Origin of the sequence: Azospirillum sp. TSO35-2, assembly GCF_003116095.1 — a bacterium.
Classification (GTDB): Bacteria; Pseudomonadota; Alphaproteobacteria; order Azospirillales; family Azospirillaceae; genus Azospirillum.
In genome coordinates this window covers 39,850-55,799 of record NZ_LGRA01000013.1, presented here as the reverse complement: position 1 = coordinate 55,799, position 15,950 = coordinate 39,850, and the positions used below count along the sequence as shown (strand labels likewise).

Genomic DNA, 15,950 nt, shown 5'->3' with positions numbered 1-15,950 from the left:
GTCTGCCCCCTCACGCCTCCACGTTGCGGTCGCCGTCTTCCCCACCCGCGCCGGGATGCATGCCGAGGATTTCCGCGGCGATCCTGGCGACGTTGCCGTTGACCGGCGGCGGGGCGATGGTGACGCCGGCCTTCAGCGCGGCCGTCACGATCTCCAGCACCTTCAGCCGGGCGTGCCATTTGGAGTTCGCCTCCACCGCGTGCCACGGTGCCTGCGGGGTGGAGGTCTTGTCGAACATCGCCTCCGTCGCCTTGGCGTAATCGTCCCAGCGGGCGCGGTTGCGCAAATCCTCCTCGGTCAGCTTCCAGCGCTTGTAGGGGTTCTTCATGCGCTCGCGGAAGCGTTCCAGCTGCTCTTCCGGCGTGATGTGCAGGAACAGCTTGACGATGCGCACGCCGTCGTCGGTCAGCAGCCGCTCGAACTCGTTGATCTCGTCGTAGGCGCGCTTCCACTGCTCCTTGGTCGCCAGCTTTTCCACCCGTTCGACCAGGACGCGGCCGTACCAGGAGCGGTCGAAGACGGCGAAGGTGCCGCCGGCCGGCAGCTTGGTCCAGAAGCGGTAGAGATAGTGCTTGCTCTGCTCCTCCGCCGTGGGGGCGGAGATCGGCCAGACGTGGAAGCCGCGGGGGTCGAGCGGCTCGGTCATGCGGCGAATGGCCCCACCTTTTCCGGCGGCGTCCCAGCCTTCGAACAGGACGACGGCGCGGCGCTTCTCGTGCCAGTAGGTCTGCTGGATGTGCAGCAGCTCCTTCTGGAGCTTGCCGAGTCGGCGGTCGTACTCCTCCGCCGTGTCGATCCGCGCCTTGGTCTGATCCAGTTTGGCGAGGCGGATTTTCGGGGTCTTGCCGGACGTCGCGGCCATGCGGGTCATCCTGTGGGCTGTTGCGCGGGTGGGGTGGGGCGGAACCTTCGCCGCTCCGCCGGGTTTGAGCGGCGGGGGTGTGGCGCCGACCGCCGGTGGTGCCGCGCCCCGAAGAACGAGGTTCCGGGGGAGCGCGTCCGATCCTCGCCATCGATCCCACAACGGGGGCGGCGGGCTGTCAACGGTGGAGGCTGCGGCGGGGCATTCCCTGCCGCGCGCGACCGGCCGGCCCGGACCGGAGAACCAGCGTCAAGGAAGGGGGTTCCATGAACATCGTCGGACCGCGCATCTACAACCTGTTTCCGACCCTGGCCGGTCCGGTCCGCGACTGGGCCGGGCACCTGCCGCGGATCCAGGGGATGGGATTCGACTGGATCTTCCTGAACCCCATCCACCAGCCCGGATTTTCCGGCAGCCTCTACGCAATCAAGGACCCCTACCGGCTGCACCCGCAGTTGCGCGGCGATGCGCCGGAGAGCGACGACGACCTGCTGCGCGGCTTCATCGCCGAGGCGCGGCGCCATGGCCAGTCGGTGATGATGGACCTTGTCATCAATCACACCGCGCGCGACGCCCTGCTGGTCGACCAGCATCCGGACTGGTACACGCGCGGGCCCGACGGTGACCTGCACAGCCCCGGCGCCGTCGATCCGACCAACACCAACCACGTCACGGTGTGGGGCGACCTCGCCTCGCTCGACTATGACCGGGCCGACGCACGGGCCGGGCTGGTCGCCTACTGGACCGACTATCTGCGCCATTACGTCGGTCTGGGGGTGACGGGGTTCCGCTGCGACGCCGCCTATCAGGTCCCGGCCGAGGTGTGGAAGAGCCTGATCGATGCCGCCCGCTCCTGGAACCCGGAGATCAAATTCTTCGCCGAGACGCTGGGCTGCACGGTGGAGCAGGTGCGCGAGCTGTGCGGCGCCGGCTTCGACTTCCTGTTCAACAGCGCCAAATGGTGGGACTTCAAGGCCGACTGGCTGCTCGACCAGTACGAGGCGTTCCGCTGGATCGCGCCGTCCGTTGCCTTCCCCGAAAGCCACGACACCGACCGCCTCGCCGCGGAGGTCGGCAGCCAGGACGCGGTGCGGCTGGCCGCCCAGTTGAAGATGCATTACCTGTTCGCCGCCAGCTTCTCCACCGGGATCATGATGCCGGTCGGCTTCGAATACGGCTTCACCCGCAAGCTGGACGTCGTCAACACCCACCCCGGCGACTGGGAACAGCCCAAGCTGGACCTGACCGGCTTCATCGGCGCGGTGAACGCGATGAAGGCCGCCACCCCGGCGCTGAACGTCGAGGGGCCGCAGCGCCGCGTGACGTCGCCGCACAGCGCCGTGCTGGGGCTGGTGCGGCAGGTCGACGGCGCCGCGCTGGACCAGCCCGACGGCTGCGCCATCCTGCTGCTGAACCCGGACGAGAACCGGCCGCATGTCCTCGACGTCGGTCCGGTGCTGGCCGCCACCGGCGGCGGCTTCGAGGCGTTCGAGGACGTGACGCCGGAGGCCGAGCCGCTGCCGATGGAGCCCGGCACCCCGCTGACCCTGCGCCCGCTGGAACTGCGCGTCTTCCGCGCCCGCCAGGCCCGCGCCCACCCCGTCGAACTGCACGACGTGGAGGAGCGCGGCTGGATGGACTCGATCGCCGCCGGCCGGATGACCATCGAGAACGTCTCGCCGGAGCTGGATGGCGGCCGCTTCGCCGTGAAGCGTGCGGTCGGCGACGTGATGGAGGTGTGTGCCGATATCTTCACCGACGGCACCTTCGTGCTCGCCGCGTCGGTGATGTACAAGGCGGACGGCGACGAGGCATGGAGCGAGGCGCCGATGCGCCTGCTGGACAACGACCGCTGGACCGGCCATGTCCCGCTGACCCGCAACGCCCGCTACACCTACAGCATCGAGGCGTGGCGCGACGTCTGGGAAAGCTGGCGCGCCGATTTCAAGAAGAAGGTCGACGTCGGCATGACCGTCGACCTGGAGCTGGTGGAGGGCCGCCGCTTCGTCGAGCAGGCGCTGGAACTGAACCATGGTGACGGCCGCGCCGCGCTGGCCGCGGTGATCGAGCGGATGCAGGCGCTGGCCGGCCGCGAGGCCATCGACTACGCGCTGTCCGACGAGCCGCGCCGGATCATGGCGCGCTATGGCGAGCGGCAGTACAAGTCGCGCTACGTCCGCGAGCTGGAGGTCTATGTCGACCGCACCGCCGGCGCCTATTCGGCGTGGTTCGAGATCTTCCCGCGCTCGGCCTCGCCCGATCCGTCGCGGCCCGGCACCTTCGACGATGTCGTCGGGATGCTGCCGATGGTCCGCGACATGGGCTTCGACGTGCTGTACTTCCCGCCGATCCACCCGATCGGCCGCGCCTTCCGCAAGGGCCGGAACAACACGCTGAATCCCGGCCCGGACGATCCCGGTGTCCCCTACGCCATCGGCGGGGAGGAGGGCGGGCACGACGCCATCGACCCGATGATCGGCGATTTCGACAGCTTCCGCCGGCTGGTGCGCGAGGCCAAGCGCCATGGCATCGAGATCGCGCTGGACTTCGCGGTCCAATGCTCCCCCGACCATCCCTGGGTGAAGGAGCATCCGCACTGGTTCTACTGGCGGCCCGACGGCACCATCCGCTACGCCGAGAATCCGCCGAAGAAGTACCAGGACATCGTCAATGTCAGCTTCTACCGCCAGTCCTACCCGGACCTGTGGTACGCGCTGCGCGACGTCGTGCTGATGTGGTGCCGGGAGGGTGTCCGCATCTTCCGCGTCGACAACCCGCACACCAAGCCCTTCCCCTTCTGGGAATGGATGATCCGCGAGGTGCAGGACCGCTACCCCGACGCCCTGTTCCTGGCCGAAGCCTTCACCCGGCCGAAGCTGATGAAGCGGCTGGCCAAGGTCGGCTTCACCCAGTCCTACAGCTACTTCACCTGGCGCACCACCAAGCCGGAGCTGACCGAGTACCTGACCGAACTGACGCAGGGTGAATCGCGGGAGTACATGCGGCCGAACTTCTTCGCCAACACGCCCGACATCCTGCCGCCGATCCTGACCCATGGCGGCCGGCCGGCCCACATGATGCGGGCGGTGCTGGCGGCGACGCTGGCCGGCGTCTACGGGTTGTACGGCCCCTATCTGCTGTGCGAAGCCGAAGCCTATCCCGGCAAGGAGGAATACAACCACTCAGAGAAGTACGAGGTCCGGCACTGGAACTGGGACCAGCCCGGCAACATCCGCGACTATGTCACCACGATCAACCGCATCCGCCGCGAGAATCCGGCGCTGCACCAGTTCACCAACCTGCGCTTCTACAACGCCTTTGACGACAACATCCTGCTCTACGGCAAGATGACGGCGGCCAAGGACAACGTGATCCTGATCGCGGTCAACCTCGACCCGTACAACGGCCATGGCGGAACCATCGAGGTGCCGCTGTGGGAGCTGGGCCTGCCCGACGGCGCCCATGTCCAGGTCGAGGACCTGTTCAGCGGTCACCGTTTCACCTGGATCGGCAAGTTCCAGCACGTCTGGCTCGACCCCCACCGCAACCCCGCCGCGATCTGGCGCATCGTGCCGCCGGGGGTGTGAGAGCGGAGCAGTCGCATTGGGCATTCACGCCCTCTCCCGCCTCTCGCACAAACTTCGTTTGTGCTGACGGCGTCAGGCGGATCGAAGATCCGCTGAGAGCCCCGGGAGAGGGAAGGGGCCCATGCGGAGCATGGGAAGGGTGAGGGTTGATCCAAGGATCGAGGATCCATGTCCGGATCGCCCCTCACCCTCCCCACTTCGTGGGGCCCCTCCCTCTCCCGGGGCGGGAGAGGGCATTTATGCCCCAACCCCCGGCCCGCCCGCCGCAGCGTCCTCATTAAGATTTGGTGTGCGAATTGTCACGACGTCACTCATTTCCCGTTGCGCGTTTGGATCGATCCAATTAGGGTGGCGACAGACCGGTTGGTTCGACGGTCCCCAGGCTTGCCGGGGACGCGTGGTTTCCGGACACCGTCTCTGGACCAGGACGATCCGCGCGACGCCACACCCCCGAACACCGCAAAAAAAGGGGGCCGGCAACGGCGCGGCTGCGGAGGAACGCCCGTGACCTACAACTTCCAGTTCGATGCGGTGTTCGCGTCGTGGGACTATCTGCTGACCGGGGCCTGGCTGACGGTCAAGCTGTCGTTCGGCGCCATGGCGATCGGCATGGTGGTCGCCATCCTGTGCGCGCTCGGCAAGACCTCCGGCCCGAAGCCGGTGCGCTGGCTGATCAACGCCTACATCGAGGTGATCCGCAACACGCCGTTCCTGGTGCAGATCTTCCTGATCTTCTTCGGCCTGCCGACGATCGGCCTGCGGCTGTCGCCCGACGTGGCGGCGCTGATCGCCATGGTGGTCAATGTCGGGGCCTACGCCACCGAGATCATCCGCGCCGGCATCGAATCCATCCACAAGGGCCAGATCGAGGCCGGGCTGGCGTTGGGCCTGCGCCCGTTGCAGGTCTTCCGCTACGTCGTGCTGAAGCCGGCGCTGCGGACGGTCTACCCGGCGCTGACCAGCCAGTTCATCCTGCTGATGCTGAGCTCCAGCGTGGTTTCCGCCATCTCGGCGGACGAGCTGACCTCCGTCGCCAACAACATCCAGTCGCAGACCTTCCGCAGCTTCGAGATCTACATCGTGGTGACCGGAATCTATCTGGTGCTGGCGATGATGTTCTCGGCCCTGTTCGCCGGCATCTACCGCCTGGCGTTCGCCTACTCCGTCGACCGGCGCTGAAGGGGGGCCACGCCATGATCCGCGCCTTCGGGTACAACGAGTTCCTGTTCCTGCTCAGCGCCGTGCAATGGACGCTGGCGCTGTCGGTCATCGCCTTCCTGGGCGGCGCCACCGTCGGGCTGTTCGTGGCGCTCGGCCGCACCTGCGACGTGAAGCCGCTGCGCTGGCTCGCGACCGGCTACATCCAGATCTTCCAGGGCACGCCGCTGCTGATGCAGCTGTTCCTGGTGTTCTTCGGCGCCACCGTGCTGGGCATCGACATGAGCCCGTGGGTCGCCGCCGCGCTGGGCCTGACGCTGAACACCAGCGCCTTCCTGGGCGAGATCTGGCGCGGCTGCATCCAGTCGGTGCCCAAGGGCCAGTGGGAGGCGGCGTCGGCCTTGGGCCTGCGCTACCCCGGCCTGATGCGCTACGTCGTCCTGCCGCAGGCGGTGAAGGTCGCGGTGCCGCCGACCGTCGGCTATCTGGTCCAGGTCATCAAGGGCACCTCGCTGGCCGCCATCATCGGCTTCGTCGAGCTGACCCGCGCCGGCCAGATCGTCAACAACGCCACCTTCCAGCCCTTCCTGGTCTTCGGCGTCGTCGCCGCGATGTATTTCGTCCTGTGCTGGCCGCTGTCGCTGCTCAGCGCCCGGCTCGAAGCGCGCTACGCCGCCCCCACCCGCTGAACACCCAAAACGCTCGAAAAACGGAGGAAACCCCCATGGCCTTTACCGTCACCCGCCGTCTCGCCGTCGCCGGCGCCCTGATGGCCGGCGCCGTCGGTCTCACCGCGTCGCTGGCCGCCCCGGCCCACGCCCAGTCGGTCGAGGACATCAAGGGCAAGGGCAAGCTGACCGTTGGCATGCTGGTCGACTTCCCGCCCTTCGGCATCACCAGCGCCGACGGCAAGCCCGACGGCTATGACGCCGACGTCGCCAAGCTGATGGCCAAGCACATGGGCGTGCCGGTGGAGATCGTGCCGGTGACCGGGCCGAACCGCATCCCCTACCTGCTGACCGGCAAGGTCGACGTGCTGGTCGCCTCGCTCGGCATCACGCCGGAACGGGCCAAGCAGGTCGCCTTCTCCGACCCCTACGCCGCGATCGAGATCGGGCTGCTGGCGCCGCAGAAGTCGCCGGTCAAGAAGGCCGAGGACCTGTCGGGCAAGAGCGTCGGCGTCGCCCGCGCCAGCACGCAGGACCAGTCGCTGACCGCCGTCGCGCCGAAGGACGCGCGCATCATGCGCTTCGACGACGACGCCAGCGCGGTGCAGGCCATGCTGTCGGGCCAGGTCGACGCGCTGGGCGTCAGCAACGTCGTCGCCCAGCAGATCAAGACGATGGCGCCGCAGGCCAACTACGAGATGAAGTTCGTCCTGAAGAGCCAGGTCCAGGGCGTCGCCCTGCGCCAGGGCCAGGACAAGCTGCTGGGCTGGGTCAACGGCTTCCTCGACACGGTCAAGAAGAACGGCGAGCTGAACGCCATCCACCAGAAGTGGCTGGGCACCGACCTGCCGGCCGCGGTCACCACCAAGTCCTGATCCCCCCTGGTGTGGGCCGGCAGCCGGGCCGGCCCGCGCGCCCCTTATCCGACACGCCCCCCGCGGAGGACACGAGCATGGCACTGGCGGCCGAACCGATGAGCGCGGACGTCGTCATCCGCATGGAGGGCGTCCAGAAATGGTACGATCAGTTCCAGGTGCTGAAGGACATCGACCTGGAGGTCCGCAAGGGCGAGCGGATCGTGATCTGCGGCCCGTCGGGGTCGGGCAAATCGACGCTGATCCGCTGCATCAACCAGCTTGAACGCCACCAGAAGGGCCGCATCGTCGTCAACGGCGTCGAGCTTGGCCCCAAGCACCGCCAGCTCGACACCGTGCGGCGCGAGGTCGGCATGGTGTTCCAGAGCTTCAACCTGTTCCCGCACCTGACCGTGCTGGAGAACTGCATGCTGGCGCCGCTGAAGGTCCGCGGCGTGTCGAAGGCCGAGGCGAAGGCCACCGCGATGACCTACCTGGAGCGCGTCCGCATCCCGGAGCAGGCCGACAAGTATCCGGGCCAGCTCTCCGGCGGCCAGCAGCAGCGCGTCGCCATCGCGCGGTCGTTGTGCATGAACCCGCTGGTCATGCTGTTCGACGAACCGACCTCCGCCCTCGATCCCGAGATGGTGAAGGAGGTGCTCGACACCATGATCGGGCTGGCCGAGGACGGCATGACCATGCTGTGCGTGACCCACGAGATGGGCTTCGCCAAATCGGTCGCCCACCGCGTGATCTTCATGGACCGCGGCGAGATCGTGGAGCAGAACACGCCGGACGAATTCTTCACCGATCCGAAGTCCGAACGCACGCGGAGCTTCCTCGGTCAGATTCTCTCCCACTAAGGACATGTTGCGATGAAGCCCGAGATTCTGTTGGTCGAGCCGATGATGCCCGCCATCGAGGCGGCGCTGGACGCGGCCTACACCGTTCACCGCCTCGCCACCGCGCCCGACCGCGACGGCATGATCGCCGAGGTGGGGCCGCGGGTGCGCGCCGTCGTCACCGGCGGCGGCACCGGCGTGAAGCCGGCGGTGGTCGAGGCCTGCCCCAAGCTGGGCATCGTCGCCATCAACGGCGTCGGCACCGACGCGGTCGACCTGGAGCACGCCCGCCGCCGCGGCGTCCGCGTCACCAACACGCCGGGCGTCCTGACCGACGACGTCGCCGATCTGGCGATGGGGCTGGTGATCGCCACCGCGCGGCGGATGGCGGTCGGCGACCGCTTCGTCCGCGCCGGGCAATGGCCGACCGGCAAGCTGCCGCTGGCCCGCAAGGTCACCGGCAAGCGGATGGGCATCCTGGGGCTGGGCCGCATCGGCGAGGCCATCGCGGTGCGCGCCGCCGCCTTCGGCATGAGCATCGCCTACACCAACCGCAAGCCGCGCGAGGGCGTGCCCTACCGCTTCGTCGCCTCCCCCGTGGATCTGGCGCGCGAGAGCGACATCCTGGTCGTCGCCGCCTCGGCCGGGCCGGACGCGCGCAACATGATCGGGCGCGCCGTGCTCGACGCGCTGGGGCCGGACGGCATCCTGGTCAACGTGGCGCGCGGCAGCGTCGTCGACGAGCCGGAATTGGTCGCCGCCCTGACCGAAGGGCGCCTGGGCGGCGCCGGGCTGGACGTCTTCGCCGACGAGCCGAACGTGCCGGACGCCCTGTTCGGCCTCGACAGCGTCGTGCTCCAGCCGCACCAGGCCAGCGCCACGATCGAAACCCGTACGGCGATGGGCCAGCTGGTGCTGGACAATCTGGCCGCTTACTTCGCCGACCAGCCGCTGCCGACGGCCGTGGTGTGAGGCGGCCGGGCGGATGGCAGAGCGGACGGATGGGCGGACGGATGGGCGGACCGACCAGCGTCCCGGCCGCATCACCCTGACGGAGGTCGCCGACCACGCCGGGGTGTCGCGGTCGACGGTGTCGCTGGTGCTGCGCGGCAGCCCGCTGGTGGCGGCGGACACGCGCGAGCGGGTCCAGGCTGCCATCGCGGCGCTGGGCTACATCTACAACCGCGGCGCCGCCACCCTGCGCGCCGCCCGGACCCAGACCGCCGGCCTGCTGGTCTGCGAGATCAACAACCCCTTCTACGCCGAACTGACGGCCGGGGTGGACGACGTGCTGGACACCGAAGGCTTCGTCGCCTTCATCGCCAACACCGCCGAATCGCCGGAGCGGCAGGACCGCTTCCTGCAGCGCATGCGGGAGCACAACGTCGACGGGGTGATCCTGTGCCCGGCCGCCGGCACGTCGCCCGACCTGCTCGACCGCCTGCGCCGCTGGGACCTGCCGTTCGTCCAGGCGCTGCGCTTCGTCTCGGCGCGGGACAGCGACTACGCCGGCGTCGATTATCAGGCCGGCGTCGAGACGGTCACCGATCATCTGGTCGGGCTGGGGCACCGGCGGATCGCCTTCGTCGGCGGCAACCTCGACCACTCCGCCTACGCGGCGCGGCGCGCCGGCTTCGCCGCGGCGATGCGGCGGCACGGGCTGTCCGACGATCTGGTGCTGCGCTGCCCGCTCACCCGCCGGGCGGGGGCGGAGGTGGTCGGGCCGCTGCTCGACCGCCCCGAGCCGCCGACCGCGGCGCTGTGCTACAACGACGTGCTGGCGCTCGGCCTGCTGCTCGGGCTGGAGGCGCGCGGATTGCGGGCCGGGCGCGACCTGGCGGTCACCGGCTTCGACGACGTGCCGGAAGCGGCGTTGAGCCGCCCGGCGCTGACCACCGTCGCCACCTCCGCCCGGCAGATCGGCCAGGAGGCCGCCCGCCTGCTGCTGCGCCGCATCGCCGACCCGCAGGGACCGCCGGAGCGCATCATCCTGCCGAGCCGGCTGGTCGTCCGCGCCTCCTGCGGCGGCGGCTCCCCCACCCTTTGAAACGACCCGATCCAACAGCCGAGAGACATCATGAACGAGATCGTCGACGCCCTGATCGCGGCGCGCGAAACCCGCCGCTGGCTGAGCGAACTGCCGGCCCGCCCGGCGGACGAGGCCGAAGCCTACGCCATCCAGGACGCGGTCGCCCGCCGGCTCGGCCCGGTCACCGGCTGGAAGGTCGGGGCGAAGACGCCGGAGTCCGAGCCGTTCCGCGGCCCGATCAACCAGGCCACCCTGTTCGAAGGCGTCGACCGGCTGCCGGCGTCGCTGTTCCAGGTCATCGGGATCGAGGCGGAGATCGCCTACCGCTTCGCCCGCGACCTGCCGGCGCGCGAACAACCCTACAGCCGGGAAGAGGTGCTGGACGCCGTCGCCTCCGTCCACCCGGCCTGGGAGATCGTCGACACCCGCTTCGCCGGCTTCGGCAGCCAGGACCCGCTGAGCCACGCGGCCGACCAGATGAACCACGGCGCGCTGGTCGTCGGCCCGGCCATCGCCGACTGGCGGGCGCTCGACCCGCTGACCGAGGCGGTCACGCTGGAGGTCGACGGCGCCGTCGCGGTGGAGACGGTCGGAGGCAACTCCGCCGGGGATCCCGTCCGCCTGCTGGTGTGGATGGCCAACACCGGCGCCCGCAGCGTCGGCGGCCTGCACGCCGGGGACGTCGTCACCACCGGTTCCTGCACCGGCACGGTGTTCGTGCAGCCGGGCAGCCGCGCCGTGGCGCGCTACGGCACCATGGGAACCATCGCGCTGACGGTGGAGTGATCGTCGAAGCGTTGCCGGCCTCGGCCGAAGAGTAGCGACGGAGGGCGCGCGTGGCATGGCCGCACGCGCCCTCCGTCGCCTGGTGCTCACGGCAATTCTGTGTCACGGCGACGTTGCATGAGATCACCGTCGCTTGGCGGCGCTGCAAGAATCTGCCAAGTAAGAAGACTATTAATCGGTATGATTTTAGGGATATGCGTCATACAGGGCGCTATACAGAGCCGGAAGAACCCGCCCCGGGGCCTGTAAACACCCCTGACTTTGCTGTTAACAGTTTGGCAAGAGCGCCAGAGCATCCTTGAACCCAAGCGCGACACAAGAACAGTGCGTGAAGGGGAACGGCGATGCCGACCGTGCTGGTCATCGACGACGAGGATATGGTTCGTCTGGTTCTGCGGCAGTTCCTCGAACGCCTGGGGATGGAGGTCGTCGAGGCGCAGGACGGCGAGGAGGGTTTGCGGCTGTTCCGCGCCCATCGCATCGACCTGGTCATCTGCGACCTGATCATGCCGCGGGCCGACGGCATCGGCACCATCATGCACATCCGGCAGATCGCGCCGAAGATGAAGATCATCGCCATATCCGGCGGCGGCCGCAGCCACGCCATGGAACTGCTGAAGGTCGCGGAGGAGATGGGGGCGGACCATGCCCTCGCGAAGCCGTTCACGCGGGACCAGATGACCGCCGCCGTCGCCGCCTGCCTGCCCAACCGTCCCAACACCGCCCCGGGTCCCCGCCCCCGTTGACGTCGCGGTCCTGGAGGAAACGATCATGCTCGGCCTGTCCTTGGGGGAAAAACTGCGGAACTGGTTCGCCGAGGAGGAGCCGATCGCCACGGCGCACCCGGCGAAGACGGCTCCGGCCGGGCTGGCCGACCTGGAGCGCATGCAGTCCCTGGAACGCCGGCTGAAAGACCTGCTGGCGCAGCCGCAACTGTTGTCCGCCGGCCGTGTCCACATGCTCAATTTCACCCAGTTGCGCGACAGCCTCGGCACCGCCTGGGAGGAGATGCGCGACCGCGTCCATGCCGCCGCCGACCGCATCATCGCCCGCCACATCGCCGACCAGGACGTCCAGTTCCGAACCGGGGACGGTGAGTACATCATCGTCTTCGCCACGCTGAACCGGCAGGCCGCCACGCTGGTCTGCGCCAAGGTCGCCGAGGAACTCCACCGGCTGTTCCTGGGCGATCCCGATCTGGCCGACATCAAGATCGCGACCGCCGTCGGGCAACTGGACGGCAAGATCCTGTACGAACACGCGTCGGTCGCCGATCTGCTGTCGACCATCGGGCAGGCCGCCGGCCCCCGTGCCACCGACGCCGTCGACGCCGCGCCCACCGCCGTTGCCCCGTCCGCCGAACCGGCCGCGGCCCGCCCGACGGAGCCGCGCAAGCTTCAGCTGTCGCAGGTCGAGCTGGCGCAGATCAGCACCATGTTCCGCCCGCTCTGGGACGTCGGGCGGCAGGTCATCTCCACCTACATGTGCACGCCGGTCCGCCGCTTCCCCGACGGGTCGGCGGTCGAGGGGGTGGCGGCCCTGGCGGCGATCACCGACCCGCAGCAACTGGCCAAGATCAACACCGACACCCTGATCGACACCGTCGAAATCCTCGACGAGCTGTTCCGCAACAAATTCCGGCTGATGGTGTCGGTCCCGGTCTGTTTCGAGACGCTGGCGGCGCGGCGCACGCGGCAGGAGTACATCGCGGTCTGCCAGTCGGTGCCGGATTACCTGCGCCAGTTCCTGAGCTTCGAGTTCCTGCGCTTTCCGGCCGGCGTTCCCAACGGCCGCATGACCGAACTGGTCAACGAGATGCGCCCCTTCTGCCGCTGGTCGTTCCTGCGGGTGGAGTTCAGGCAGCAGAGCTTCACCAGTCTGGCCGGGACCGGGCTGACCGGGCTGACCACGCTGGTGCCGTCCGACCGGGCGGCCGAGGCGCGGACCATGGAGGACCTGAACAGCTTCGTCGCGTCCGCCGAGCGGGCGAACCTGCGGACCTGCGTGGTCGGCGTCGCCTCCACCAGCCTGGCGATCGCGGCGCGCGCGGCGGGAACCACCCTGATCGCGGGCGACCGCATCGGCCGCGCCGAGGAGATCCCGCAGCACATGCTGCGCTTCCGCTGGCAGGACCTGTTCCTGCGGGACGCCCCGCGGTAGCGGACGGGGCCGGAGGCTGCGCACCCAACGACCGGAGGTTCGGCGATGCCCTTCACGACCGGATGCTCGAGCGCGGCCATCAGGACGCTCACCCTCACCGCCGCCGACCTGACCCCCGACGCCCTGGCGACGCTGGCCTTCGCGGGCGACGCCCCGGCGCTCGTCCTCGGCTTCGTCTCGCCGGAGGTGCCCTTCGCCGAGGTCGCCGGCAGCCTGCGCGCGGCGCTGGACGGCGGAACCCGCCTGATCCTGGTCTCCACCGCCGGGGAACTGTGCTCCGGAACGCCGGGGGGGCTCTACGACCCCGGCGCCGGGGATCGGGACATCATCGTCCTGCAGGCGTTCAGCCGCGACCTGTTCGCGGATGTCAGCCTCCACACCGTTCCGCTGCACAGCGAAGACATCCGGTCCGGCGACATCCGGCTGAGCCACGACCAGCGCATCGCCGCCATCCGGCGGGAGCTGGACGCCGTCACCCCCTCCTTCCCGCTCGACTGCCACGACAGCCTGGCGCTGCTGTTCATCGACGGCCTGTCGGCCAGCGAGAGCTGCCTGATGGAAGCGGTCTACGCCACCGGCCGCTTTCCGGTGCTGTTCGTCGGCGGGTCGGCCGGCGGCCGGCTGGATTTCCGCAACACCTGGCTGTTCGACGGCGAGCGGATCCTGGAGAACCACGCTGTCATCGCCTTCGTGAGGATGGCGGCGGACAAGCGCTACGGCGTCTTCAAGTCGCAGAATTTCCGCAAGACGGCGATCTCCTTCACCATCCTCGACTGCGACCCGATCCGCCGCACCGTCTCCAGCGTCATCGACCCGGACAGCCTGGAGGTGGTCGGCTTCATCGACGCGCTGTGCCGAAGCCTGGGCTGCCGGCGGGAGGATCTGGAGCGCCGACTGAATGCCCACACCTTCGCCGTCGACCTCGACGGCGGGCTGTTCGTCCGCTCGGTCGCCAGGATCGGCCACGCCAGCGGCAAGGTCGCCTTCTTCTGCGACATCGATTCCGGCGACGAGCTGTTCCTGGTCGAGGCGACCGACTTCGTCGAACAGACCAAAGCCGACTTCGCCGCCTTCCTCGACGGCAAGCCCAAGCCGATCGGCGGCATCCTCAACGATTGCGTCCTGCGGCGCCTGAACAACGTCCCCCACCTGTCGCGGCTGACCATGTTCGACGACATCCCGGTCGCCGGTTTTTCGACCTTCGGCGAGACCCTGGGGATCAACGTCAACGAGACGCTGTCGGCGGTCCTGTTCTTCGCCGACGACGGCACCGGACGGTTCCGTGACGAGTACGCCAGCCGCTTCCCGGTCCATTACGCGAATTTCCAGAATTATTTCAGCCGCGCCCGCAGCAACCGGCTGCGCATGCTGAACCGGCTGCGCCAGCGCCTGATCCAGAATCTGGTCAGCCGCAACGGCGCCACCGGATCGCTCTACGGCCGGGTCGAACAGATCGGCAGCTACACGGCGCAGATCGCGTCGGACGGCGCGGACACCCTCAACTCGACGGTGGTGGAACTGCTCACCGCCGTGCGCCAGGCGACGGAGGAACGCGAGGCGGTGACCGAGGTGCTGAGCGTCCGCGAATCCGAGCTGCGCCGCGCCGAGGAACGGCGGGAAGCGGCGGAGGCCCGGATGGTGCTGGAGGCGCAACTGCAGCAGGCGCAGAAGCTGGAGGCGCTGGGCTGCCTGGCCGGCGGGCTGGCGCACGAGATCAACAACATGCTGCAGCCCATCATCGGCCTGACGGAACTGGTGATGGACGACGTGCCGCCGGACAGCCAGGCCCAGAGCAACCTCGCACGGGTGATCGAGGCCGCGCAGCGGGCCAAGCGCATCACGCAGCAGGTCCTGACCTTCAGCCGGTCCGACCGTGGTCGGGTCGGCCCGTTGCGGCTGGCCGAGGCGGTGCGCAACGCCGCCGACATGGCCAACGTCATGGTCCCGCGCCACGTCCGCCTGATCTGGCGGATCGAGGCGGAGGATGTGGTGGTCCATGCCGACGAAACGCAGGTGGCGCAGATCCTGATCAACCTGATCCGCAACGCCGCCGACGCGCTGGGCGACGGCGGCGGCGAGGTCGAAATCCGGCTCGGCACCGTCGGTCCGGGCGATCCGGTGGAGGCGGGATGGCCACAGCCGGCCGGCCGTTGCGCCCTCCTGACGGTGAGCGACACCGGGTGCGGCATGGACGGGCCGACGCTGAAGCGCGTCTTCGACCCGTTCTTCACCACCAAGGCGGTCGGCGAGGGAACCGGGCTGGGGCTGCCCGTCGTGCATGGCATCGTCACCAACTGGGGCGGCCACATCACCGTCGACAGCACCGAGGGCGTCGGCACCACCATGCGCATCCTGCTGCCGGCGCTGCCGGCCGGCGCGTCCGATGGGGACGCTCCGCTGCGCGATCCCCGGGTCGCCGCCGACTGATCCGAAAGCCCTGACCGGCCCCATGACGCGCGGCCGCGGCCTGCCGGTTCCGTGACCGGGAAGAAACCTTTCGCATCATCCGGACCGCGCCGTCGGCGGCGAGCAAATCGGCTGCCAGCCATCCGATTGGACGTGCGCGGGCTTCCAACCAGAAATCGTGGATCCTTCGTGTCGGTCAACACAACTTGAATTTGCGTCGTCGCAACAACCTTCGCTGATCTTGTGAAATACGTAGGTATTCTGACCCTAACAGCCCTTATTTCCGCCAAGTCGTTGATGCATCCAGAGTCACAGCCACGATAACCGAACATTTTATGAAACATCAAAAGTATCTGTGACGCGAACGACTGTCATACTATGATATGTCAATACCATTACAAAACAAATATTTCCTACACAATTTCGGTTTACCAAATCTTTGGAGTTACCGTTTAGCCTCCAACACACTTTCCTAAAGTGCTGGTGTGCCTGGAGCCGTTTATGCAACCCCCATTGATCGCAAACCCGCGCACGACTTTGCCTGTTCTGACGATCTTCGGGCTTTGCCTCCTGTCTTACCTGTTTTATGCGAAATTTT

At 68.4% G+C, this 15,950-nt stretch carries 12 protein-coding genes; 11 read left to right on the top strand and 1 reads right to left on the bottom strand.

The window, feature by feature from the left end:
- Nucleotides 1-10 precede the first annotated feature (10 nt).
- Nucleotides 11-862, bottom strand: a complete 852-nt coding sequence (locus TSO352_RS07670) for a polyphosphate kinase (protein WP_247871967.1) — start codon at nt 860-862, stop codon at nt 11-13.
- Between the two features lie 266 nt (nt 863-1,128).
- On the opposite strand from TSO352_RS07670, the gene TSO352_RS07665 reads away from it, so the two are divergent.
- The 11 genes from TSO352_RS07665 to TSO352_RS07615 all read left to right on the top strand — a co-directional run bounded on the left by TSO352_RS07665 (nt 1,129) and on the right by TSO352_RS07615 (nt 15,373).
- Nucleotides 1,129-4,449, top strand: a complete 3,321-nt coding sequence (locus TSO352_RS07665) for a maltotransferase domain-containing protein (protein WP_109106764.1) — start codon at nt 1,129-1,131, stop codon at nt 4,447-4,449.
- Nucleotides 4,450-4,953: 504 nt separating this feature from the next.
- A complete protein-coding gene (locus TSO352_RS07660; RefSeq protein ID WP_109106763.1) occupies nt 4,954-5,628 on the top strand; it encodes an amino acid ABC transporter permease in 675 nt (224 codons plus the stop codon).
- A 14-nt stretch (nt 5,629-5,642) separates the two neighbouring features.
- A complete protein-coding gene (locus TSO352_RS07655) occupies nt 5,643-6,296 on the top strand; it encodes an amino acid ABC transporter permease (RefSeq protein WP_109106762.1) in 654 nt (217 codons plus the stop codon).
- A 35-nt stretch (nt 6,297-6,331) separates the two neighbouring features.
- Nucleotides 6,332-7,150 carry a transporter substrate-binding domain-containing protein gene (locus tag TSO352_RS07650; protein ID WP_109106761.1) on the top strand — a complete coding sequence of 273 codons (819 nt, stop codon included), beginning with the start codon at nt 6,332-6,334 and terminating at the stop codon, nt 7,148-7,150.
- Between the two features lie 77 nt (nt 7,151-7,227).
- Nucleotides 7,228-7,992, top strand: coding sequence for an amino acid ABC transporter ATP-binding protein (locus tag TSO352_RS07645; protein WP_109106760.1), 765 nt, complete (start codon nt 7,228-7,230; stop codon nt 7,990-7,992).
- 12 nt (nt 7,993-8,004) lie between these two features.
- Nucleotides 8,005-8,943, top strand: a complete 939-nt coding sequence (locus tag TSO352_RS07640) for a 2-hydroxyacid dehydrogenase (RefSeq protein ID WP_109106759.1) — start codon at nt 8,005-8,007, stop codon at nt 8,941-8,943.
- A 13-nt stretch (nt 8,944-8,956) separates the two neighbouring features.
- On the top strand, nt 8,957-10,018 hold the full coding sequence (locus TSO352_RS07635) for a LacI family DNA-binding transcriptional regulator (protein ID WP_109106758.1): 1,062 nt from the start codon (nt 8,957-8,959) through the stop codon (nt 10,016-10,018).
- 30 nt (nt 10,019-10,048) lie between these two features.
- The gene (locus TSO352_RS07630; protein WP_109106757.1) at nt 10,049-10,786 is read left to right on the top strand and encodes a fumarylacetoacetate hydrolase family protein; all 738 of its coding nucleotides are present in this window, start codon (nt 10,049-10,051) and stop codon (nt 10,784-10,786) included.
- A 344-nt stretch (nt 10,787-11,130) separates the two neighbouring features.
- The gene (locus TSO352_RS07625) at nt 11,131-11,532 is read left to right on the top strand and encodes a response regulator (RefSeq protein WP_109106756.1); all 402 of its coding nucleotides are present in this window, start codon (nt 11,131-11,133) and stop codon (nt 11,530-11,532) included.
- Between the two features lie 25 nt (nt 11,533-11,557).
- Nucleotides 11,558-12,946, top strand: coding sequence for a hypothetical protein (locus TSO352_RS07620; RefSeq protein WP_109106755.1), 1,389 nt, complete (start codon nt 11,558-11,560; stop codon nt 12,944-12,946).
- 45 nt (nt 12,947-12,991) lie between these two features.
- The gene (locus TSO352_RS07615) at nt 12,992-15,373 is read left to right on the top strand and encodes an FIST N-terminal domain-containing protein (RefSeq protein ID WP_109106754.1); all 2,382 of its coding nucleotides are present in this window, start codon (nt 12,992-12,994) and stop codon (nt 15,371-15,373) included.
- The last annotated feature ends 577 nt before the right edge of the window (nt 15,374-15,950 follow it).